Source organism: Gordonia sp. IITR100, assembly GCF_002009645.1.
Taxonomy (GTDB): Bacteria; Actinomycetota; Actinomycetes; order Mycobacteriales; family Mycobacteriaceae; genus Gordonia; species Gordonia hongkongensis.
The window spans coordinates 621,171-642,819 of sequence record NZ_MVKV01000001.1 but is presented as its reverse complement, the minus strand read 5'-3'; the positions used below and the strand labels follow the sequence as shown (position 1 = coordinate 642,819).

The following is a 21,649-nucleotide window of genomic DNA, read 5'->3' as shown; positions in this document are numbered from 1 at the left end:
GTGTGGTGCCTGTGATCGCCTACTTCGGCCCGCCCGGAACCTTCACCGAGATGGCGCTCGACGCGGTCCTCGCCGAACAACAGTCCGCGGACGGCCTCGACCTGTCGGGCGGGGTCGACCGGGTCGCCGCGTCGAGTCCGGCCGCCACCATCGCCATGATCCGCACCGGAGATGCCGACTACGGCTGTGTGCCGATCGAGAGTTCGCTGGAGGGTTCGGTGCCGGCGACGATGGACGCACTGGTGCCGCCCGCGGCAGACGCCGTCGACGGTCGGGTGCAGGCCTTCGCCGAGACGGTGCTCGACATCTCGTTCGCCATCGCCGCAGCCGCGCCGATGGTCGCGGCCGATGTCCGCACGATCGCCGCCTACCCGGTTGCCTCCGCGCAGGTGCGTCAGTCGATCGGTGGGCTGTTCCCCAACGCCGAGTTCGTGATCGCGAGCTCGAATGCCGCTGCCGCGCAAGACGTCGCAGCCGGGAAAGCGGACGCCGCGGTCACGACGGGGCTCGCGGCGCGCCTGTCCGGACTCGTCGTGCTGGCCGACGGTGTCGCCGACGCGCGGGAGGCGACCACGCGATTCCTTCTGGTCGGCCGACCCGGGGTTCCGCTGCCCCGCACCGGCGCCGACCGGACCTCGGTCATCCTCGAGCTGTCGAACGAACCGGGGAGCCTGATGGCGGCGATGAACGAATTCGCTTCGCGCGGAATCGACCTCACACGGATCGAGTCGCGCCCACAGCGTGACGAGGCCCAGGGCCGCAGCATCACCGGCCGGTACCGGTTCTTCCTGGACGCGGTCGGACACATCGACGATGCGGCCGTCGCCGAAGCCCTTGCCGCCCTTCACCGCCGATGCGAGCGGGTGGTGTTCCTCGGCTCGTGGCCCGCGGCGCGCACCACCGGCTCCGCGCCGCCGGACCACACCGAATCGCTTGCATGGGTCGACTCGATGCGTCGGGGAGGGAAGTGATGGCGCGGCTGCATCTGGTCCGTCACGGTGAGACCACCTCGAACGTCATGCGCCGCCTCGACACCGCTCTGCCCGGTGCCGCACTCACCGATTTCGGTGCGCGACAGGGTGTTCGGTTCGGTCTCGAGAACGTGCCGGAACAGCACGCGGTGCTGCTCAGTTCACGCGCGCTCCGCGCCCGGCAGACCGCCGAGCTGATCGGGTCGGTGTGGGATGTGGAGACCGCGGCGATCGACGGCGTGCACGAGGTCCAGGCCGGCGAGCTCGAGGACCGCTCCGACCGCGAATCGCATGAGGTCTTCCAGGACATCATGCACCGCTGGCACGCCGGCGACCTCGACGCACGCATCCCCGGCGGCGAATCCCTCGCGATGGTCTACGACCGGTACCTGCCGACGGTCGAGGACCTCGCCGACATGTACCTCACCGGCCCAGACCAGCGCGATGTGTTCCTGGTGAGTCACGGTGCGGCCATCCGCCTGATCGCCGCGCGCCTCGCCGGGATCGACTCCCGGTTCGCCGCGGCGACCCACCTCGGCAACACCGGTTCCATCGAACTCGAGTACTCCGACGGCATCTGGGTGTGCACGCGATGGGGCGCCACGACGGCCCCGTTCGAGATCGCCGACGAGCCGCTGGTCGACGAACCGATGGGCTGACGGCGTCCCTCAGTTCCCTGAGGAGCGAGCTTCACCCCGTTCCCTGAGGAGCGAGCTTCACCCCGTTCCCTGAGGAGCGAGCTTGCGAGCGTCACCCCGTTCCCTGAGGAGCGAGCTTGCGAGCGTCACGAAGGGTTACTTGATGATGGCGTCGACCGTCTTCTTCAGCGCCGACGGTTGCGACGGGCGTCGGGGAGCCTTCTCCCGCCGGCGCAGCATCTCCTCACCGATCTCCCGGAGTTCCTTGCGGCTCAGCGCCTCTCGGACCTTCGGGAACCACTCGTCCTCTTCCTCCTCGATGTGGTGCTCCACGTTCTCGATCAGGACGGTGGTCTTGGCGTCGAACCGCTCGTTGTCCGGTGAGAGAGCGGCCAACTCGACGACGAGCACGTCGGCGACGTGGTGCTCCTCGTAGGACTCGAGGATGTCGTCCTCGAGATCGGGGACCCGCTTGCGGATCTCGGGGTACATCACCTCGTTCTCGATGTAGGTGTGCACGGTGAGGGCCTCGATGATCTTGTCGACGATCTTGCCCTTGGTCTTCACGGCGTTGTCGCCCTGCGACCTGAAGTCGCGGAACAGTTTGCGGATCTCCTTGTGGTCGTCCCGGAGGATGACGATGGCGTCTGAGGACATGGACGTACTCCTGAGATAGAGGGCTGCTCGATCTGCTACCCCTCGTACCGCGTTCCGCCGCAGGTCAAACATCGAGTCGGCGGAATCGGGGCGCCGGCCACACCACTAGCCCCAACCGTTGGCGTGCAGCCACTCGTCGTCGATGCCGAAGTGGTGTGCGATCTCATGGACGACGGTGACCGCCACCTCGTGGACGACCTCCTCCCGCGAGTGGCACATCGCGAGGATGGGGTCGCGGTAGATGGTGATGGTGTCGGGCAGGAATCCGCCATAGTCGGTGGTCCGCATCGTCAGTGCCACACCGTGATACAGCCCGAGGATGCCGGGTTCTTCCGGGTTGTGCGGTTCGACGAGGATCACGACGTTGTTCATGGCGTCGGTCAGTTCGCCGGGGATGGTGTCCAGCGCGTCGGAGACCAGCCCGTCGAACTCGTCGTCGGACATGTACACGGCCATCGGGTCAGCCCGCCGGGGCCGGTGCTTCGGCGGGGTTGGGCGCGATGCCCGGCGGGAGCGGCACCGGCGTCGGCAGGGCCCGGCCCGGGGGCGCCTCCGGAGGTGCGACCGGCGCGCGCCCGTTGATCAGCAGCGCGCCGCCCTTGGCGTCGCCCACCAGGGTCGCGAAGCCGCCGCGCTTGTCGGGTAGCCCGAGGTAGCACACCACCTTGCGGCTTCCGGCGAGCCAACTCGGCTCGCTGAGCACCGACCACTGGACGTTGAGCGTGGTCGCGTCGAGCTGCTTGCGCCCGCCCACGAACCGTTCGGCCTGGACCGGGCAGATCGAGCCGAGGTAGCTGTTCTGGGCGCCGGTCGGCGGCCACGGCTTGTTCGACATCCGGTCGCCGAAGCGGACCGACAGATCGACGATCCCGGTCGTCTGGAAGGCATGCGGCTCAGCACAACTCACCGCGAAACCGGTCGGGGCGCGCGTTTCGGGATCGATGCCGACGCAGGTGCCCTCGGGCCAGACGTACGACTGGTTCTGGTCGGCGACCCGGCCGGAGAACTGGACCGGGGCTCCGTCGGCGCCGTTCTCCTGGACCCCGCACCGCAGCTGACGCGCGCCCTTGTCCCACTGCACCTGGGAGGGGTACATCATCCCGACAGCGAAGCGTCCCTGCGGGTCGAGGCGCCCGGCGAGATACTGGTCCACCATCACCGGGCACTGTTCGTCGCGGATCGTCGCGAACCGCTCGGCGCCGGGCCAGAGAGCGTCTTCGCCGAACTCCGCGCCGGGGATCAATGCGGTGTCGATGGCTCCCGCGACCTCGAAGCGGTGTTTCTGCTCGCACGGCACATCGACCGGCTGGCCGGGGTTGCCGGCCGGCCAGTCCAGACAGTCGCCCGCGACCGACTTCGTGAAGGCGTTCTCGACCAACCGCTCACCCTCGCCGATGTTGCTGCCGCCGACGCTGCCGCTGTCGTCGAAGACCCCCGCAGCGAAGGCGATCCCGCCGGCCACGAGTGCGCCGACGACGATCGCGCCCAGGACCACGAAGACCGGGTTGCGGGCGAAAGCGCCTGGTCGGCGGGGTCCGCCGGCCGGTGCGTCGGCGTCGGCGGGGTGGCTGCGGTCGGGGTCGGGCGCGTTCATCGGGATCCATCATGCCTAACGGATCGGACGGGGCACACCCTCGTGCGCCGATGGCCGGACCGGGCCGATGCACCGCATGACCGCGCCGGTCGGGTTCTGAGACCGGTTCCTCACTCCCCGCCGGGTGACAGGTGCCGGGCGGTGAGTCCGGTGAGCTCGCTGCGAAAGCCCTCGTAACCCTCGCGGAGCCGATCCCCGGGCCAAGCGTTGGGGAGGAGTTCCGCGGGCAGGAGCGGGTCGCGGAGGATGTGCCGCACGATGGCGGCGGCGACCTCGAATCGATCGGCGACCGTCGCCGCGGCGGCGAGTGCGTCGAGCAATTCGTCCGCGGTCGCGGCCCAGGTCGACGGCGTGAACAGTCGTGCGGCCAGCTCGGTAGACGCCTCCTCGGGAGCCGCCCGGAAGAGGCTCAGACGGCGGCGCAGTTCGGGTGGGAGCTCGATGTCGAGGTTGGCCGGGCGGGCCCAGACGCCCTCCCGGATCTCGCCGAGCCGGGCCTTCCGCAGCGTGTCGCGCAGCAGGGCTCGTTCGGTCGAGCTCTCCGAACCGATCGTCACGATCGCGAGATCCCAGCTGCCGTCCCAGTCCCGTCGTGCCGGATGGAGTGCCCGATCCTGGCGCTGCTGTCGTTCGACCAGGCGGGGCGAGAGTCGGCATCTGCCGTCGGTGCGTTCCAGGTCTCCCGCCGCGACCAGACGCGTCAGCGCCACCCGCACGGTCGATTCCCGGAGCCCGAGCTCGGTGGCCGTGGCCAGGAGCCCGTTGATCGACGCATCGGGGGAGTCGAGGCCGAGGAGGGCGCTGAGGATGACCGATCGCGCCGTGAGCTTGGGAATGTCCACGCGTCCGGGCACGGCGTCGATGCTATCGGGCGGGATCGGCTCGGCGGCGACGACGGGTATTACAAGACTCTGGCGCACAGCAGAATCATGTAATACCGTGGGTTACGACCTCCACCAGGAAGCGGGTTCCGCCATGTCCACCCACGTCGTCACCAATCAGGTCCCCGAACTCGTCGACTTCGACGCCGCGGACATTCCGGCCATCTCCGAGGCGGTTCACCGCGCGGGCGCCGACCACATGCTCGAGGACCTGCACCGGATCGGCCGTCTCGCCGGTGGTGCGGAAGCGCTCGGATGGGGCGACCTCGCCGAGTCCCACCCGCCGGAACTGCGGACCCACGACCGCTACGGCAACCGGGTGGACGAGGTCACCTACGACCCCGCCTATCACCACCTCATGCGGACGGGTATCGGTTTCGGTCTCGGTGGTACCGCATGGTCGGACCCGAGCCCGACGGCGCACTTCGAGCGTGCGGTGAAGTCGAGCGTGTGGGGTTCGGTGGACGCCGGGCACGGCTGCCCGTTGTCGATGACCTACGGGGTGGTGCCGGCACTGCGGGCCAACCCCGAACTCGCCGGGCTGTACGAGCCGCTGCTCGTCTCGACGACCTACGATCCCGGTCTCCGGGTGCCGCTGTCGAAAGCGGGGCTGACCGCCGGAATGTCGATGACCGAGAAGCAGGGCGGCTCCGACGTTCGCGCGAACACCACCACGGCCGTCGTCCAACCGGACGGGACGTACCGCATCACCGGCCACAAATGGTTCACCTCCGCACCCATGTGCGATGTGTTCCTGGTGCTGGCGCAGGCGCCGGGAGGTCTGTCGTGCTTCTTCGTGCCGCGGGTGCTGCCCGACGGATCCCGCAACACCTTTATGCTGCAGCGGCTGAAGGCCAAGTTGGGCAACCACTCCAACGCGAGCAGCGAAGTCGAGTACGACGACACAGTCGGGTGGCTCGTCGGTGACGAGGGCCGCGGGGTGGCGACGATCATCGAGATGGTGAACATGACCCGCCTGGACTGCACTCTCGGCTCGGCGACCGGCATGCGGGTCGGCGTCGCCCAGGCCGCCCATCACGCCACCCACCGCCGGGCCTTCGGCGCCGCGCTCGTCGACCAACCGCTGATGCGCAACGTGCTCGCCGATCTCGCGGTCGAGTCGGAAGGGGCCACGATGACAGCACTGTGGCTCGCGGAACTGACCGACAAGGCGACCGCAGGCGACACCCGGGCGGATGCGCTGCGGCGGATCTCGCTGGCGGTCAGCAAGTACTACGTGTGCAAACGCGCCCCGATCCATGCCGCCGAAGCGCTGGAGTGCCTGGGCGGCAACGGATATGTGGAGGAGTCACGGATGCCGCGGCTCTTCCGGGAGTCACCGCTCATGTCGATCTGGGAGGGGTCGGGGAATGTGGCCGCGCTCGATGTGTTGCGGGCGATGGCCAAACAGCCCGACACGGTGACCGTGTTCCTCGACGAGATCGACAGTGCGGCAGGGGCGGATCGGCACCTCGACGCCGCGGCCGACGAACTCCGACGCGAGCTGGGCGACCTCGACGCGATGCAATACCGGGCCCGGCGGGTCGTCGGCCGCATGGCCCAGCTCCTCCAGGCCTCCCTGCTGGTGCGGTACGGCCATCCGGCGGTCGCCGACGCGTTCGCCGCGAGTCGGCTCGGCAACGACCGGGGGGACGTGTTCGGCACCCTGCCGTCGGGGATCGACACGGCGTCGATCATCGAACGGGTGACGCCGAAGACCGTGCAGGACAACGTCCGTCATTGAGTCGTCCGGCTCGCGGCCGGCCGCGTGGCGCGACGACCTGCGCGACGGTGCGGACTCGTTGTTCGCCGGCCGCGCCGGACGCGAGCCGGATGCCGACTACCGCACGCTCACCTACGAGGTCACCGGCCGGATCGCCCGTATCACCTTCAACCGACCCGATCAGGGCAACGCGATCACCGTCGACACCCCGTAGAACTGTCGCACGCGGTGGAGCGCGCCGATCTCGACCCCGGTGTCCACGTGATCGTCGTATCCGGGCGGGGCAAGGGTTTCTGCGGCGGATACGACCTGTCGATCTTCGCCGAGAACGGCGGCGACCCGTCGCAGGACGTCGATCCCCATACCGTCAACCCACGGACCGGCACCGTGCTCGATCCCGTTGTGCAGGCACGCAATCACGACCCGGTCCGCACCTGGGATCGATCCCATGATCGACTACGCGATGATGAGCAGGTTCAACCGCGGTTTCGCCAGCCTGCTCCACGCGAACAAGCCGACGGTCGCCAAGCTGCACGGGTTCGCCGTCGCCGGCGGGACGGACATCGCCCTCTACGCCGACCAGATCATCTGCGCCGACGACACCAAGATCGGCTATCCGCCGACCCGGGTGTGGGGCATCCCCGCCGCGGGGATGTGGGCTCATCGGCTCGGCGATCAGCGCGCCAAGCGACTGCTGTTCACCGGCGATTGCCTCTCGGGCACACAGGCGCACGAGTGGGGGCTGGCCGTCGAGGCGCCCCCGGCGGACGAGCTCGACGACCGGACGGAGGCATTGCTCAAGCGGATCGCCCGCATGCCGATCAATCAACTCGTGATGGCCAAACTGGCGCTCAACAGTGCGCTCCTGGCCCAGGGCGTCGCGAATTCGGGCATGATCAGCACGGTCTTCGACGGCGTCTCCCGCCACACCCGCGAGGGCTACGCCTTCCAGCAGCGGGCCGCGACCGTCGGGTTCCGGGACGCCGTCCGCGAACGCGACGAGATCAACGGCGACTGGAAGCGTGCCCAATTCCGTTCGCCGACAGAGTGATCGACGCCGCACTGACGTGAGCGAAGTGCGCCCCGCTCTGCTCCCTGAGCTTGCGGAGGGCGGCGATCAACCCCTGCTTCCTAATCGGAGAGAACCGCAAAACCCATGGTCTCTGAGGTGCGAGGAGCGCGAGCGACGAGCCGCGAAGGGCCTGGTGAGGCACCGTGCGAGGTCCTTCGTTGCCCGCTTTGCTCGCACCCCAGGGAGCAGAAGTTTGGACGCTCACGAGTGTTCTTTCATAGTCCACAACAGCCCGCAAGGCGCAGATGCTGAGGAGTGCCCGGAGCTTGCGGAGGGCGCGGCCCCCACCGCCCCCTGAGTCTGAGGAGCGTCCGGGGCTTGTGGAGGGCGCGTCACGAAGGGTCCTGCGTCCGAGGCGGTGCCCCCCGGTGCACCCCTCCGGCGTCTGTGACTGGTGGGGTATCTGTTCACCACAGTCCACCACGGTTCACCACTGGGGCGCGATTGACGGCGATTGCTGTGCAACAGGATTCGATGACGATGAGGGCTGTGGAGAAACTTCGTCGTCGAACGTGATTGCGAGTAGCTTGGTGTCATGCCCTCGACCACCGAACTCCGCGACACCCTCATCTCACTGCCGTCACCACCCGACGACGGCAGTGGCCGTGCTCTGCACGAGCGGCTCGACGAACTACGGCTGCTGCGCAACGTGCTCGATCACCAGATCGCCGTGCACGTAGCGCTTTTTGACGCAATAGGTGCCGCTGGGCGGGCGGGGTCGACCACACGGAACGCGTTGATCGAAATGGGCATGCCGCCCGCTGCCGCGCACCGCTATGTACGGATCGCCGGCGGACTGGAGTCGGTGCCGAAGGTTGACGACTGTGCCTGGGAGGGTTATCTGTCTGCCGAGTGTGTCGACGCGGTGATCCGCGGGCTAGCGCTTATTGACAAACGTTCTGCCACAGCGCTTTCCGACGACGATCGCAGCGGATATGAGAGTGAGTTGCTTGCGCAGGCGTTCTCCGGAGCCACCCCCGCCCAGATCGACGACCACGCCCGTGGGATCGCCATCCGGGTCGCCCCCACCGACCCCAGCATTGTGGCGGCGGCCGATGACGCATCGCTGAACACCGTGCACACCAGGATCACCGAAGACGGGCGGGTCGCGATCGCCGGAGATGTGACCGCGGTGATCGGAGAGAAGTTCGTGTCCATGATCGACGAACGGTCCTGTCCGCGTCCCGAACCCGACGGCGCTGCCGATCGTCGAGGTGCGGCCGAGCGACGCGCCGATGCGCTGGAGTTGCTGTTGGATCAAGCCGCGATCGGCGCGGCGATGACCACCGCCGGCGCACCCCGCACCCAAGTGATGGTGACCATCCCCGCCGACGGCGCTGATCCGGCACGGCTGCCGTGGATGGGGGCGGTCTCGGAGTCGACGACAAGACGGCTGTCGTGTGATGGTGGGGTGGCCGAGATCGTCCTTGACGACGAAGGGGTGCCGCTACAAATGGGCACCACGAAACGCCTGTTCCCGCATCACCTGCGGCAGGCGATCGTCGTGCGCGATCGGTGTTGTGTGAAATGCGGGGCGCCAGCAGCGCATTCGCAGGTTCACCATCTGGTTCATTGGGTCGATGGTGGTCCGACCGATCTGGACAACGGGTGCCTGTTGTGTCAACGCTGTCACACCCAGGTTCATCATCACGGCTGGCAGGTGGTGATGGGTCCCGACCGGCACCCGTGGTTGATCCCACCCGCCGATATCGACCCACGGCGCCTACCCCGACCCGCCTACAATCGGCGCACCATGCGACTCGACGACGCTCTCGTATAGCTGCCGGCCCCGCGCAGACCAGACCCTCCGGCGTCGACCCCGGCGCCACAAGACCTTTGACAACTCCACAGTGTGAAACGGAATCACCAGGGATCTCGTAGCGAAGGCACGACCCGATCCGTGCGCTTGCGCTACGAGACCCCCGGTGAGATCAGGGTGCGTCGGGCACAAGGTCCGCGTCGCCGGGGGCGGAGAGGGTGAGTACCGCCTCCGTGATTCGCGGGTCGCGCTCCAGCTCGTTCTCGAGTTGCCGGAGAGCGGTGGCCACCGAGGACTCGGCGTCGTCACCCGTGAAATCGACGGCGGCGACGAGGAACAGCTGAACGGGCCCGGTGTACTCGACGTGCAGGTAGGTGACGCGCTCGATGTTGTTGTGCGCGAGCAGGTCCCGGAGGACGCGCTGCTGGACGGCGTCGTCGACCGCCTGCCCGAGCAGGAATCGCCTGTTCTGGTTGATCAGGACGATGGCGACGACTCCGAGGAGCACGCCCACCAGGATCGACCCGATCGCGTCGTAGGTGGCCGACCCGGTGATCTGGTGCAGGAGCACTCCGACGAAGGCGATGGCCAGACCGATGAGCGCGGCCGCGTCCTCGGCGAAGACGGCACGCAGAGTCGGGTCGGAGGTGCGGAAGACCTGTCGCAGCAGACCGATCCGACGCTTGACCGCGCCGCGCTTCGCCTGTTGATACGACCGCACGAACGAAATGCCCTCGAGTACCGCGGCGATCGCCAGGACCGCATAGGCGATGCCGTAATCCGTCGCCGGCTCCGGTGACAGCAGTTCGGTGATGCCGTGCTGCACCGACACCGCGGCTCCGACCGCGAACAACCCGAAGGCCGCGAACATCGACCAGATGTATGCCTCGCGTCCGTAGCCCTGTGGATGACGGGCATCCCGGGGCCGATGCGCACGTCGCTCCGCGATCAGCAGCAGGATCTCGTTCCCGGTGTCGGCCCACGAGTGGGCCGCTTCGGCGACGAGCGACGCGGAGCCGGTGATCATCGCGGCGCCGGTCTTGGCGACGGCGATCAAGAGGTTCGACACGAACGCGATGACGACCGTCAGGAAACTCTCGCCGGGTCCGCCGGATTCGTGCTGCGCGTCGGGAGGAGTCACTGCGCCGAGTCTCCCACACGATGCGGTGCCCGCGGCCTCACCCAGATCGAGGGAGTGTCGGCCACGCCTACACTCGCGGGAGTGGCAGCCAATTCCGACGATCCACTCGAGGCCGGGCCCGGCATCGACGCCCCGGGCCCTGAGGTCGTCGAACTGGCCACCCGACTCTTCGACATGGCGCGGTCCGGTGCCACCGACACGCTCGCCGGTTACCTCGACGCCGGCGTCCCGGCCGATCTGCGCAACCAGTCCGGTGACTCGCTCCTCATGCTCGCGGCCTACCACGGCCACGCGTCGACGGTGTCGGCCCTCCTCGACCGCGGCGCCGACACCGACCTCGCCAACGACAAAGGGCAGACGCCGTTGGCGGGCGCGGTGTTCAAGGGTTTCGACGACGTGGTGCGGGCGCTCGTCGACGCCGGGGCGGACCCGCACGTGGGAACTCCGGCCGCGGATGCCGCGGCAGCGATGTTCGGCCGTGAGGACCTGCGTCGTCTGTGGAGCTGAGACCTCCCCGGGGACCCGACGGCGTGATCGGGTTCGCATCGCGCTCTCAAGTAGGGTTTGAAGTCGTGATCGACCTGAAGACTGTTCGCGACAACCCCGACCTCGTCCGCACCTCACAGCGCTCCCGCGGTGAGGACCCGGGCCTGGTGGACGCGCTGCTCGCCGCCGACGCCGAGCGCCGGGCGGCCATCGTCGAGGCGGACGCGTTGCGATCCGAGCAGAAAGCTCTCGGCAAGCAGGTCGGCAAGGCTCAGGGCGACGACAAGCAGGCGCTGCTGGCCAAGGGCAAAGAGCTCGCCGAGCAGGTCAAAGCTGCGGTGGCGCGCCAGTCCGAGGCCGATGCGGCCGCGGCGAAGGCCCATCGGGCCATCTCCAACATCGTCGCCGATGGGGCGCCCGCCGGCGGTGAGGACGACTACGTGGTCCTCGAGCACGTCGGCGAGCCCCGCGACATCGAGAACCCGAAGGACCACCTCGAACTCGGTGAGTCGCTCGGACTGCTCGACATGGAGCGCGGCGCCAAGGTGTCGGGGTCGAGGTTCTACTTCCTTACCGGCCAGGGTGCGCAACTCCAGCTCGCACTGCTGAACATGGCCGCGGCGAAGGCCACCGCGAACGGGTTCACCCTGATGATCCCGCCGGTGCTCGTCCGGCCGGAGGTCATGGAGGGAACCGGGTTCCTCGGCGCCCATGCCGACGAGGTCTATCACCTCGACAAGGACGACGACCTGTACCTGGTCGGCACGTCGGAGGTGCCGCTCGCGGGGTACCACATGGACGAGATCCTCGACCTGTCCGACGGTCCCAAGCGGTACGCCGGCTGGTCGACCTGTTTCCGACGCGAGGCCGGCAGCTACGGCAAGGACACCCGCGGCATCATCCGCGTCCACCAGTTCGACAAGGTCGAGGGCTTCGTCTACTGCCGGCCCGAGGACGCCGAGGCCGAGCACCAGCGCCTGCTGGGCTGGGAGAAGGACATGCTCGCCGCCATCGACGTGCCGTACCGCGTGATCGATGTCGCCGGCGGCGACCTCGGCTCGTCTGCCTCGCGGAAGTACGACTGCGAGGCCTGGGTGCCGACGCAGGGCACCTATCGCGAGCTGACCTCGACGTCGAACTGCACCACGTTCCAGGCACGACGCCTCTCGATCCGCTACCGCGACGAGAACGGCAAACCGCAGACTGCCGCGACGCTCAACGGAACGCTGGCGACCACCCGCTGGCTGGTCGCGATCCTCGAGAACCACCAGCAACCCGACGGTTCGGTCCGGCTGCCCGCCGAGCTCGCCAAGTTCGTGGGCACCGACGTGCTCACGCCGCGTTGAGCTGAGCTCCTGTCATGACCGCCGGCATCGTGATCGCGGTGATCGGTTCGCTGGCGTTCGCCGCGGCAGCGGTGCTGCAGGCGCTGGGCGCCGAGCAGGTTGCGCAGCGAGCGGCGATCCGTGAGGAGCGCCGTCGGTCGGCCGCCGCGCATCCGTCGTTGCGCTCCACGGCGGCCACCATGCTCACGGTGCCGTTCCTCGTCGGATTCGTCTTCGACATCATCGGTTTCGTCGCGACCATCGCGTCGGCACGGCTGATCCCGCTCTTCTTGTCGCAGACGATCATCTCCGCGCGGCTCGTGGCCACCGCGTTGCTGGCGATGGTGGTCCTGAAAGTTAGTCTGACGCTGCGGGATTGGATCTCCGGGGCGGTGATCGTGCTGTCGTTGGTGCTGCTCGCGCTCTCGGCGGGCCGCGAAGGTGTGGAGCACGATGCGTGGATGCACTGGGCGGTACTCGTTGCCGGACCGGCGCTGATCGCGCTGGGCGTGATCGTGATGCGCCGCTTGCGTAAGCACATCGCGGCGGTGACCGGGCTCATCGCCGGGGCCGTCTTCGGTGTGATGGCGGTGGCCTCTCGCATCCTGGACGGTCTCGACCCACTCGATCTGTCGGTGTTGTTCACCGACCCCGCGCTGTATGCGTTGCTGCTCAGCGGGATCGGCGGTTTCTACCTGTTCACGGTGGCGCTGCAGACCGGCTCGGTCAACGGTGCGGCCGCCGCCTTGGTCGTCGGGCAGACGGTCCTGCCCGGGGCGGTCGGCATCGCGTTCCTCGGCGACGTCACACGTGCCGGATGGGGTCCGGTCGCGATCGTGGCCTTCCTCGGCGCAGTTCTCGGCGGCGTCGTACTGGCGTCGTCGGGTGCCGTCACCGCGGTCGAGACGGCCGACGCGACGAATGCGCCTCGCGGGTACGGCCATCCGCCGCGCGAGGTCGAACGGCGATAGGCCGCAAGGCCCACCGTTCGCGTTGCGATTCGAGCCGCCTTCCGGGACGAATCGCATTGAGATTCTATTGGATTCCTCACACGATCGCGGCCAGCAGCCGATCCAGCGCGCGGTGGGCGCGTTCGCGTGCGGTGTCGTCGTCGGGATGCCGGGCGAGCCAGAGGGCGGCTTCGTTCATCGCACCCGACAACAGCATCGTCATCACGTCGACCAACTCGCCGTCGACGCCGACCGCCACGAGGGCCTCGCGCAGATGGGTCGCCGACCCGGCCTCGTCGAGTCGGCGCCACTCGTCCCAGCCGACCACCGCAGGTCCGTCGATCAGCAGGATGCGCACGGCCGCTCCGCTGGTGATCGCGTCCACGAACGCGTGCGACCCGGCACTCAACTGACCGGCCGGGTCGGTGCCGGCGGCTTCGGCCGCCGCGACGACCGCATCGGCGACCTGCTGATGGCAGGCCGCGGCGACCGCCGCGAACAGCGCGCCTTTGTTGCGGAAGTGGTGATAGACGGCGCCGCGGGTGACGCCCGCGGCTTCGGCGACGTCGTCGAGGGACACCTCGGAGAATCCACGATCAGCGAACTGGCGGGTGGCGGCGGCTAGGACGGCACGGGCCGTCTCGGCTGCGGCCGCGGCGGAGGCTCTCGGCACGGAAGGTTCCTTTACGTACGCTGCGTATGTATAGTCGGCTATACAAACACATCGTACGTAAAGGAGCTCCGACATGAACGTCACCAGCGTCTACCCGGTCCTCATGTCCACCGACGTGGCCGCGGCCGCAGACTTCTACCAGCGGGTTCTCGGCTTCGAGGTCACCTTCTCTGCGGACTGGTACGTCAGCATGCGCACGGGCGTGTTCGAGCTGGCGCTCGTGGACGCGACTCATCCGACGATCCCCGAGGGCCACCGCCGACCGGCCGCCGGACTGCTGGTCAACATCGAGGTCGACGACGTCGACGTGCTCTACCGGCGTCTCACGGACGAACACGGACTCCGTCCGGTGCTCGAGTTGCGCGACGAGGACTTCGGTCAGCGGCATTTCATCGTCGAAGGTCCCGACGGCGTACTCCTCGACTGCGTCCAGCCGATCCCCGCGATCGGCGAGTTCGCCGACGCCTACGTCGCCGACGCGTCGACGAACTGATCGCGATCGTCATCGTCCCGCACGACCGCTCGACGGTGGTTACTGTTCGACCATGCTGATCGGGATCCTCGCGGCGGTGTTCGCGGCGCTGGCGTACGGCACCGCGTCGGTGTTGCAGGCGCGTGGCGCGCAGAGTGTCGAGGACACCGGCGCGCCGGGTGAGGCGCCGTCGCTGCGGTCGACGATCACCGCGATGCTGACGGTGTCGTTCCTCGCGGGCACGGCGCTCGACGGCATCGGATTCCTCGGCAACATGGTCGCCGCCCGCATGATCCCGCTGTTCCTGGCACAACCGATCGTCAGTGCGAACCTCGTCGTGACCGTCGTGCTCGCCACGCTGTTCCTGCACGCGCGGTTGTCGGTCCGCGACTGGACGGCGATCGCGGTCGTCGTCGTATCGCTGGTCCTGCTGGGCTTCTCGGCCGGCGACGAGGGTCACGAGCACGAATGGTGGCTGCACTGGGCGGTGCTCGTCGTGGGAGCAGCGATCCTGGGACTCGGCGCCGCGATCCTGCCACGGATGCAGAGTCGTGTCGCGGTACTGGCGGGCCTCTCCGCCGGCGTGCTGTTCGGGGTCCTCGCGGTCGCGGTGCGCATCCTCGACGGCCTCGACCCGTTCGATCTCGGTGAACTGCTCACCGACCCGGCGCTCTACGCGATCATCCTGTGTGGCCCGGGTGGCTTCTACATGTTCACCGTCGCCCTGCAGAAGGGGTCGGTCAGCGCGGCGTCGGCCGCTCTGGTCGTCGGCGAGACGGTCGTCCCCGGTGTCATCGGCATCCTGGTGCTCGGCGACACCACGCGTGCCGGTTGGGGCGCCGTCGCCGTGATCGCCTTCGTCGCTGCCGTGGCCGGCGCAGTGGTGGTGGCGATGTCGCCGGTGGTCGAGGCGGTCGAGCGGGCCGGCGAGAACCCGGTGCCGGACGCCACCCCTGGCTGACGCCCCGGGTGTGACCTTCGGTGTGACATCCGGGCGCGGTCTCGTGCCGAGTCGGAACCGAACGACACAGCAGACGCCGCATATCGGGCAGGATGACGATCCATGCGGCTTCTCTCCCGCGGCCTCGGAACGCTGACCGCGATCCTCGGGCTGACGACGACCCTGTCCCTCCTCGCGCCCACGGTGTCGGCGGCGCCCGTTCCGGTACCAGCGGCAGCGCCGGGGCAGTTGCCGTCGCAGGACCCGTTCTACGATCCGCCCGCGGGCTACGAATCGCGGTCACCAGGCGCAGCGCTGCGGACGCGGCAGGTCGAGTTGGGTTGGCGCGGAACCAGTATCCCGATCTCGGCCACCCAGATCCTCTACCGGACGACGAACCAGTTCGGCAGGCCGACGGCGACGGTCACCACGGTCATCTCCCCGCCGGGCGCGGCTGCCGGAGCGCCACGACGCATCGTCTCGTACCACTCGTTCTACGACGCACTCGGCTCGCAGTGCGACCCGTCGTACACGCTGCGCGGCGGTAATGCCGCGGAGGCGCCGATCGACATCACGCTCATCTCCGGGCTCCTCGCCGCCGGTTACACCGTCGCCGCCCCCGACTACGAGGGCCGCGGGCTGCGCTGGACGATGGCGCGCGAATCGGGGTACGCCGCGCTGGACGGCGTGCGGGCCGCACTCGGTCACCTGCGGGCGCCGGCCCGGACGCCGGTCGGACTGTTCGGCTACTCCGGCGGATCGATCCCCACCGGCTTCGGTGCGGAGCTGGCGCCGCGCTACGCGCCGGAGCTGAACATCGTCGGGGCCGCCGCGGGTGGTGTGCTGGTGAACCCGGCGAACAATCTGGGGTACGTCAACGGCAGTCAGAACTGGGCCGGCGTGATCCCGGCGCTGATGGCGGTGTACGCCGAGACCTATGGCATCGACATGCAGTCCTACCTGTCCCCGAAGGGCAAGCGGGTCCTCGGACAGGTCGCGGGGGAGTGCATCGAGGCGTTCGCCGACAAGTACCCGGGTCTGACCGATCACCAGCTCCTCGTGTCGACGGTCGGCGGCCTGCTGGACGTTCCCGGTGTCCGACAGGCGATCTCGCAGAATGTGATGGGGACGCTCGGCACTCCGCGCAGCCCCATGATGCTCGGGGTCGGCAATGTCGACGGCACCGGCGACGGTGTGATGATCGCGGCCGATGTCGCGCGCCTCGCCGGCTCGTTCTGCAACCGCGGGGTGCCGACGACGTTCACCGAGTACCGCGGCTCGAACCACACCCGGGCGTTCATCCCGTGGAGCGCCGAGGCGTTCGGCTTCCTCAACAGTCGCTTCTCCGGGCAGCCGGCCGGCGGGTGCGGTCGGTGACAGCGACCGTCACAGCATCACGACGGCGTGCGGACAACCCGTGAGCAGGTGGGCGACCCGCGCCGAGCGTGACGGGGATGCCGACGCGATCCGCGACGTGGTGCTCGCAGCGTTCCCGACCCCCGACGAGGCGCGGATCGTCGATGAGCTGCGGGCCGACAGCGACGCCTGGATCGACGGGCTCTCCATCGTCACGACCGACGCCGACGGCACGATCGTCGGGTACGCGTCGTATTCGCGGTGCCGCGTCGACGCGGCACCGGCGCTCACGCTCGGACCCTGCGCCGTGTTGCCGTCGTGTCAACGGTCCGGGGCGGGCTCCGCGGCCATCGTCGCGGGTCTCGACGTTGCCCGCGCGCACCGCGAGAATGTGGTGGTGGTGCTCGGCCATGCCGAGTACTACCCGAGATTCGGTTTCGTCCCGGCGTCCCGATTCGGAATCCGCGCACCGTTCGACGTCCCGGACGAGGCGATGATGGCGCTGGTGCTCGACGATGCGCGCCCGGTGCCGAGCGGGACGATCGCCTATCCGGCTGCGTTCGGGGTCTGAGAACGGACTTCGCGCCCCGGGAGACCCGGGGCGCGAAGGGTGGCCGACCTCGTCCTGCCGAGGGGAGGCGGTTCAGTCGGCGTCGGCGGACGGGCTGGCGTTGGTGCCCCCGTCCGAGACCTCGAAGTTCTTCCACTCGCCGTCGTCGTGCACCTGCATGACGGTGCCGAGGCTGTCGTCCGGTGCGGCGACGGTCTTGAACCAGTCGTATGCGCCGGTGGCGTCGTCGAACTCCTTCTCCTCGACGACGTTCTCGCTCGAATCGATGACGCGGTACTTGGCCATGATGTTCTCCTCACGGTCGTTGTGTGCGACTCGCGGTCCGACGTCGTGTCCGGCCGTGAGCCCTGTTCCTCATCGTAGAAATCTGTCCGCGCCCGGGACCTCTTGCCGAGGTCGTCGAGCTCGGATCGTGTCGCGCGCAACGGGTCGGTAACGGGTCGCGAGCGAACGTGCCGGAGGGCTACCCACAATCGCGTCGGAGTAATCGGCCGGCGTCGAATCGCGGTCCACGGACGACGAATGACTCCGGACGCGGTTGGGTACACCCCGACGGTCCGAAGGCGTCGTGCCGTCGTGGGGAGGGAATCGTGGCCGATCGCATCGATGACCTCTGGGGTGGGCGCACCCCGTATGCGCCGGGTGAACGATGGCCGGCCCGGGTCGATCAGCATCTGGGCGACGGGATCAGTCCTGACGAGGTGCAACGCTGGGTTCGCTCGGCGTCGGTCCTGCATTCCAACGGCGACGCCCTCGACATTGCGGTGGTCGACGACCGGATCGTCGGCGTCCGCGGCCGGGCCGATGACCGTGTCAACCGTGGTCGCGTCGACGTCAAGGATCTCTACGGATGGCAGGCCAGTTCGTCTCGGGACCGACTGACCCGCCCGCTGATCCGCGAGCACGGACGCCTGGTCAACGCCACGTGGGACGACGCAATGGGACGCATCGTCGAACGGTCCCGGTCCCTGCTCGACGAACACGGACCCGCCGCGATCGGCTTCTACACGTCCGGACAGCTCTTCTTGGAGGAGTACTACACGCTCGGGGTCATCGCCCACGGAGCCATCGGCACCGACCACGTGGACGGCAACACCCGGTTGTGCACCGCGACGGCCGCGGAAGCACTGAAGGCCTCGTTCGCCAGCGACGGTCAGCCCGGCACCTACACCGACCTCGACCATGCCGACACCATCGCGCTGTTCGGTCACAACATCGCCGAGACCCAGAGCGTCACGTGGATGCGCATCCTCGACCGACTCGCGGGTCCCCACCCGCCGGCCATCATCTGCGTCGACCCGCGGACGACGCCGGTGGCCCGGCATGCCACCGTCCACCTGGCACCGCTACCCGGCACGAACGTCGCGCTCATGAACGGGCTGCTGCACGAAATCATCGCCAACGACTGGATCGACCACGGTTACATCGACGCGCACACAGTCGGTTTCGACGACCTGCGTCGGATGGTCGACGACTATCCACCGGAACGCGTCGCCGAGATCTGCGATGTCCCGGCCGACGATCTCCGTCACGCCGCACGTCTGTTGGGCAGCGCCGAACGACTGGTGTCGACGGTGTTGCAGGGCTTCTACCAATCGCACCAGGCGACCGCCGCGGCGGTTCAGGTCAACAACATCCACCTCATCCGGGGGATGCTCGGGCGGCCCGGTTGTGGTCTGCTGCAGATGAACGGCCAGCCCACCGCCGAGAACACCAGAGAGTGCGGGGCCGACGGCGATCTCGCGGGGTTCCGCAACTGGGAGAACGACGCGCACGTGCGCGAACTGGCCGACCTGTGGAACATCGAGAAAGACCGGCTCCCGCATGAAAACCCGCCCACCCACGCGATGGAGATCTTCCGCCTCGCCGAAGAGGGGACGATACGGATGCTGTGGATCAGTGCCACGAATCCCGCCGTGTCGCTGCCGGAGCTGGGGCGAATCCGCGCGATCCTCGAACGGGACGATGTGTTCGTCGTGGCGCAGGACATGTTCCCGAATGAGACGACCGCACTCGCCGATGTCGTACTCCCGGCAGCTGGATGGGGTGAGAAGACGGGCACGTTCACCAACGCCGATCGCACCGTGCACCTGTCGGAGAAGGCCGTCGATCCGCCCGGCGAGGCCAGAGCCGACCTCGACATCTTTCTCGACTACGCCCGTCGGATGGACTTCCGTGACCGGGATGGGAAGCCGTTGCCCCCGTGGACGGATGCCGAATCCGCTTTCGAATCCTGGCGTGAGTGCAGCGCGGGCCGGCCCTGCGACTACAGCGGGATGACGTACGAGTTGCTGCGGGCCCGCGGTGGCGTGCAGTGGCCGTGCACCGCGGACGCTCCCGAGGGCACCGAGCGTCTCTACGCCGACGGCCGGTTCTACAGCGCGGCGGACTACTGCGAGTCGTACGGCAAGGATCTGCTCACCGGCGAGCCGCTACAACCCGATGAGTACCGCGACCTCAACCCGGGGGCGCGGGCGCTGATCAAGGCGGCGCCACACCTGCCACCTCCCGAGAGTCCCAGTGCCGAACACCCTTTCGCGCTGATCACGGGACGAACGGTCTACCACTTCCACACCCGCACCAAGACGGGGCGAGCACCCGAACTCGACGGGGCGGCGCCGGAGGTGTGGGTGGAGGTCAACGCACTGGATGCCGCGCGCAGCGGTGTGCACGACGGCGACCTCGTCGAGATCGCCAGCCCGCGCGGCGCAATCAGCGCAACGGTGCGGATCGCCGCCATCCGTCGCGGCGTGCTGTTCGTGCCCTTCCACTACGGGTACTGGGACGCCCACGCAGACGACGACACCGGGCACCACCGTGCGGCCAACGAGCTGACCATCACCGACTGGGACCCGGCGTCGAAGCAGCCGATCTTCAAGATGGGTGCCGCGTCGATGACGCCCGTGACTGCGAAGTGAGGGATTCGTACCGGAATCCGGTACGAATCCCTCACTCCTCGAGAGGCTCTGTCACGGCACCCGCGGCGGATTCCCCAACTGCTGATTGATGGCCAGGGCGAGATTGTTGCCCACCAGATTGACGAACGCGCGCCACGTCGCCGGGTCGAGCGCCATCGATCCCTGATCGCTTGTGGTGCAACCGGTCTGTGCCGGTTTGCCGTCCAGGCGATCCCGCATCCACACGATGGCCGGCGCAAACCCCTCAACGGCGAGGGTGATGTGTTCGCTGAAGTGGTCGCGCACGTATCGCACACTCGCGCCATCGGCGCAGTAGGTGCGGACCAACTCGTTGACCGGGCCCACAGGGGCGATCCAGTCGGGGTTCGACTGATAGATGAACATCGGGAACTCAGGTGTCGAGCCGCCCATTCGGAGGTTTGCCAATACCTTTCGTGGGACGGGGTAGTCCAGCGGATCGCCCGGCAGGTTGATCAGGCCCTTGATGTTCACGAACGGTGCGAGCGCCGCCTGGTAGGTGAGGCACAGCGGATTCTTGCTCGCCAGCAGGGCTCTGCCGAGTGGGTTGATATGCCGCTGCAGGAACCGGTCGAGTTCGGGGTACTCCCGGCTGACCCCGATGATCCCGGCCATGATCAGGCCCGACGCCGCGTTCTTGTCGGCGAGATCGACCAGAGCGCGGATGTCCGCGGGCACGCCACCTTCGGCAGCGCCGACGATCGGCAGCTCCGGGGCGTATCGCGAAGCCAGCTCGGCTGCCCAGCCCGTGGCGATCGCCCCGCCGGAGTAGCCCATCAGGCCCACACGCAGGTCGTCTTCGAGGCCCAACGGCGCGAAGTTCCGCGCGCCCCGGATTCCGTCGAGGGTGATTCGGCCCGCGAGAGGGCCTGCCGCGAAGGCGGATTCGGGGCCCTGATGGTCGGGAATGACAACCGACCATCCGGCGCCGACCAGCGAGGTGATCTGCAGGACCTCGAGGCTCGAGTCCACCGAGCCGGTCAGTTGTCCCGGAATGGAGCCCTGCTGCAACGCATACGACGGCGCGCAGTACATCGCGGTGGAGTCCTCCGCGGACTGCCACGACACGAGTTTCGACGGTCCGGGCTTCGCTCGGCCCTTCGGTTTGAGCAGTGTCGCCACGGCCGGGATCGGCTCGCCCCGGGTGTTGGTCGATCGGTACGAGATCTGCCAGGCGTCGACGTTGATCGGGATCACCGACAGGGCCGCGACATGCACTCGTCGCGCGGCGATGAGCTCACCGGGTTTCTTGGCCGCGACCACCGCCTGCGGTGGCAGGTAGAAGTCCGTGTCGAACTCCGGGATCGCGGGCGGAACCGGGAACGGGAGCACCGGCGCCACCGGGACCGACGACGGCTCCGCGGAGGCAGTGACCGGCCCGAACGGCCCGCCGGCGACGAGCGCCACAAGTCCGAATCCCACCATCAAGCGCACGAATCCCCGTGATCCGTGGCGTTTCCATCCCCGCATGGCAACCCTTCCGAAAGTGAGACGTTTGTGTCTC

Annotated in this window: 20 protein-coding genes and 1 pseudogene; 13 read left to right on the top strand and 8 right to left on the bottom strand. The window is 68.4% G+C overall.

Annotated elements, in window-relative coordinates; genetic code table 11:
- Window positions 1-2: 2 nt before the first annotated feature.
- Both pheA and B1818_RS03020 read left to right on the top strand, forming a co-directional pair.
- Window positions 3-971, top strand: a complete 969-nt coding sequence (gene pheA, locus B1818_RS03025; RefSeq protein WP_058253725.1) for a prephenate dehydratase — start codon at window positions 3-5, stop codon at window positions 969-971.
- The gene (locus B1818_RS03020) at window positions 971-1,630 is read left to right on the top strand and encodes a histidine phosphatase family protein (RefSeq protein ID WP_058253726.1); all 660 of its coding nucleotides are present in this window, start codon (window positions 971-973) and stop codon (window positions 1,628-1,630) included. The genes pheA and B1818_RS03020 overlap by 1 nt, the downstream gene beginning before the upstream one ends.
- Before the next feature lie 135 nt (window positions 1,631-1,765).
- Here B1818_RS03020 and B1818_RS03015 read toward each other — a convergent pair whose 3' ends face one another.
- The 4 genes from B1818_RS03015 to B1818_RS03000 all read right to left on the bottom strand — a co-directional run bounded on the left by B1818_RS03015 (window position 1,766) and on the right by B1818_RS03000 (window position 4,714).
- A complete protein-coding gene (locus B1818_RS03015) occupies window positions 1,766-2,266 on the bottom strand; it encodes a hemerythrin domain-containing protein (protein ID WP_058250908.1) in 501 nt (166 codons plus the stop codon).
- Window positions 2,267-2,371: 105 nt separating this feature from the next.
- Complete coding sequence (locus tag B1818_RS03010; protein ID WP_058250909.1) at window positions 2,372-2,722, bottom strand: metallopeptidase family protein; 351 nt, start codon at window positions 2,720-2,722, stop codon at window positions 2,372-2,374.
- A 4-nt stretch (window positions 2,723-2,726) separates the two neighbouring features.
- Window positions 2,727-3,860, bottom strand: a complete 1,134-nt coding sequence (locus B1818_RS03005) for a septum formation family protein (RefSeq protein WP_058250910.1) — start codon at window positions 3,858-3,860, stop codon at window positions 2,727-2,729.
- A gap of 110 nt (window positions 3,861-3,970) precedes the next feature.
- Window positions 3,971-4,714, bottom strand: a complete 744-nt coding sequence (locus B1818_RS03000) for a PaaX family transcriptional regulator C-terminal domain-containing protein (protein WP_217700276.1) — start codon at window positions 4,712-4,714, stop codon at window positions 3,971-3,973.
- Window positions 4,715-4,835: 121 nt separating this feature from the next.
- Between B1818_RS03000 and B1818_RS02995 the strand changes: the two genes are divergently transcribed.
- From B1818_RS02995 to B1818_RS02985, 3 genes and pseudogenes are all read left to right on the top strand, one after another.
- Window positions 4,836-6,485, top strand: coding sequence for an acyl-CoA dehydrogenase family protein (locus B1818_RS02995; protein WP_058250912.1), 1,650 nt, complete (start codon window positions 4,836-4,838; stop codon window positions 6,483-6,485).
- Window positions 6,486-6,522: 37 nt separating this feature from the next.
- Window positions 6,523-7,515, top strand: a pseudogene (locus tag B1818_RS02990) (crotonase/enoyl-CoA hydratase family protein).
- Between the two features lie 556 nt (window positions 7,516-8,071).
- Window positions 8,072-9,316 (top strand): HNH endonuclease signature motif containing protein, encoded by a 1,245-nt coding sequence (locus B1818_RS02985; RefSeq protein ID WP_078111888.1) that lies wholly within the window; start codon window positions 8,072-8,074, stop codon window positions 9,314-9,316.
- A gap of 151 nt (window positions 9,317-9,467) precedes the next feature.
- Here the strand turns inward: B1818_RS02985 and B1818_RS02980 are convergent, their stop codons facing one another.
- Window positions 9,468-10,436, bottom strand: coding sequence for a cation diffusion facilitator family transporter (locus B1818_RS02980; RefSeq protein ID WP_058250913.1), 969 nt, complete (start codon window positions 10,434-10,436; stop codon window positions 9,468-9,470).
- 81 nt (window positions 10,437-10,517) lie between these two features.
- Between B1818_RS02980 and B1818_RS02975 the strand changes: the two genes are divergently transcribed.
- The 3 genes from B1818_RS02975 to B1818_RS02965 all read left to right on the top strand — a co-directional run bounded on the left by B1818_RS02975 (window position 10,518) and on the right by B1818_RS02965 (window position 13,218).
- Window positions 10,518-10,943, top strand: a complete 426-nt coding sequence (locus B1818_RS02975; RefSeq protein ID WP_247450908.1) for an ankyrin repeat domain-containing protein — start codon at window positions 10,518-10,520, stop codon at window positions 10,941-10,943.
- A 65-nt stretch (window positions 10,944-11,008) separates the two neighbouring features.
- Complete coding sequence (serS, locus tag B1818_RS02970) at window positions 11,009-12,268, top strand: serine--tRNA ligase (RefSeq protein ID WP_068972421.1); 1,260 nt, start codon at window positions 11,009-11,011, stop codon at window positions 12,266-12,268.
- A 14-nt stretch (window positions 12,269-12,282) separates the two neighbouring features.
- Window positions 12,283-13,218, top strand: coding sequence for a hypothetical protein (locus tag B1818_RS02965; protein ID WP_078111887.1), 936 nt, complete (start codon window positions 12,283-12,285; stop codon window positions 13,216-13,218).
- 76 nt (window positions 13,219-13,294) lie between these two features.
- On the opposite strand, the gene B1818_RS02960 is transcribed toward B1818_RS02965, so the two are convergent.
- Window positions 13,295-13,870, bottom strand: coding sequence for a helix-turn-helix domain-containing protein (locus B1818_RS02960; RefSeq protein WP_078111886.1), 576 nt, complete (start codon window positions 13,868-13,870; stop codon window positions 13,295-13,297).
- A gap of 73 nt (window positions 13,871-13,943) precedes the next feature.
- On the opposite strand from B1818_RS02960, the gene B1818_RS02955 reads away from it, so the two are divergent.
- The 4 genes from B1818_RS02955 to B1818_RS02940 all read left to right on the top strand — a co-directional run bounded on the left by B1818_RS02955 (window position 13,944) and on the right by B1818_RS02940 (window position 17,209).
- Complete coding sequence (locus B1818_RS02955; protein ID WP_078111885.1) at window positions 13,944-14,363, top strand: VOC family protein; 420 nt, start codon at window positions 13,944-13,946, stop codon at window positions 14,361-14,363.
- Window positions 14,364-14,415: 52 nt separating this feature from the next.
- The gene (locus tag B1818_RS02950) at window positions 14,416-15,303 is read left to right on the top strand and encodes a DMT family transporter (protein WP_058250918.1); all 888 of its coding nucleotides are present in this window, start codon (window positions 14,416-14,418) and stop codon (window positions 15,301-15,303) included.
- 102 nt (window positions 15,304-15,405) lie between these two features.
- Window positions 15,406-16,659 (top strand): lipase family protein, encoded by a 1,254-nt coding sequence (locus B1818_RS02945; protein WP_058250919.1) that lies wholly within the window; start codon window positions 15,406-15,408, stop codon window positions 16,657-16,659.
- Between the two features lie 40 nt (window positions 16,660-16,699).
- Window positions 16,700-17,209 carry a GNAT family N-acetyltransferase gene (locus B1818_RS02940; RefSeq protein ID WP_058250920.1) on the top strand — a complete coding sequence of 170 codons (510 nt, stop codon included), beginning with the start codon at window positions 16,700-16,702 and terminating at the stop codon, window positions 17,207-17,209.
- Window positions 17,210-17,281: 72 nt separating this feature from the next.
- Here B1818_RS02940 and B1818_RS02935 read toward each other — a convergent pair whose 3' ends face one another.
- Window positions 17,282-17,494, bottom strand: coding sequence for a hypothetical protein (locus tag B1818_RS02935; RefSeq protein WP_058250921.1), 213 nt, complete (start codon window positions 17,492-17,494; stop codon window positions 17,282-17,284).
- Between the two features lie 302 nt (window positions 17,495-17,796).
- Between B1818_RS02935 and B1818_RS02930 the strand changes: the two genes are divergently transcribed.
- Window positions 17,797-20,127: a molybdopterin oxidoreductase family protein gene (locus tag B1818_RS02930; RefSeq protein WP_078111989.1), complete on the top strand. Its 2,331-nt coding sequence runs from the start codon at window positions 17,797-17,799 to the stop codon at window positions 20,125-20,127.
- Window positions 20,128-20,178: 51 nt separating this feature from the next.
- Here the strand turns inward: B1818_RS02930 and B1818_RS02925 are convergent, their stop codons facing one another.
- Window positions 20,179-21,570, bottom strand: a complete 1,392-nt coding sequence (locus B1818_RS02925) for a lipase family protein (protein ID WP_231742330.1) — start codon at window positions 21,568-21,570, stop codon at window positions 20,179-20,181.
- Window positions 21,571-21,649 lie beyond the last annotated feature (79 nt).

Coding starts and splice junctions, on each gene's coding strand:
- B1818_RS03020 (WP_058253726.1), top strand. CDS start 971: ATGGCGCGGCTGCATCTGGTCCGTCACGGTGAGACCACCTCGAACGTC.
- B1818_RS03015 (WP_058250908.1), bottom strand. CDS start 2,266: ATGTCCTCAGACGCCATCGTCATCCTCCGGGACGACCACAAGGAGATC.
- B1818_RS03010 (WP_058250909.1), bottom strand. CDS start 2,722: ATGGCCGTGTACATGTCCGACGACGAGTTCGACGGGCTGGTCTCCGAC.
- B1818_RS03005 (WP_058250910.1), bottom strand. CDS start 3,860: ATGAACGCGCCCGACCCCGACCGCAGCCACCCCGCCGACGCCGACGCA.
- B1818_RS02995 (WP_058250912.1), top strand. CDS start 4,836: ATGTCCACCCACGTCGTCACCAATCAGGTCCCCGAACTCGTCGACTTC.
- B1818_RS02985 (WP_078111888.1), top strand. CDS start 8,072: ATGCCCTCGACCACCGAACTCCGCGACACCCTCATCTCACTGCCGTCA.
- B1818_RS02965 (WP_078111887.1), top strand. CDS start 12,283: ATGACCGCCGGCATCGTGATCGCGGTGATCGGTTCGCTGGCGTTCGCC.
- B1818_RS02955 (WP_078111885.1), top strand. CDS start 13,944: ATGAACGTCACCAGCGTCTACCCGGTCCTCATGTCCACCGACGTGGCC.
- B1818_RS02950 (WP_058250918.1), top strand. CDS start 14,416: ATGCTGATCGGGATCCTCGCGGCGGTGTTCGCGGCGCTGGCGTACGGC.
- B1818_RS02945 (WP_058250919.1), top strand. CDS start 15,406: ATGCGGCTTCTCTCCCGCGGCCTCGGAACGCTGACCGCGATCCTCGGG.
- B1818_RS02935 (WP_058250921.1), bottom strand. CDS start 17,494: ATGGCCAAGTACCGCGTCATCGATTCGAGCGAGAACGTCGTCGAGGAG.
- B1818_RS02925 (WP_231742330.1), bottom strand. CDS start 21,570: ATGGTGGGATTCGGACTTGTGGCGCTCGTCGCCGGCGGGCCGTTCGGG.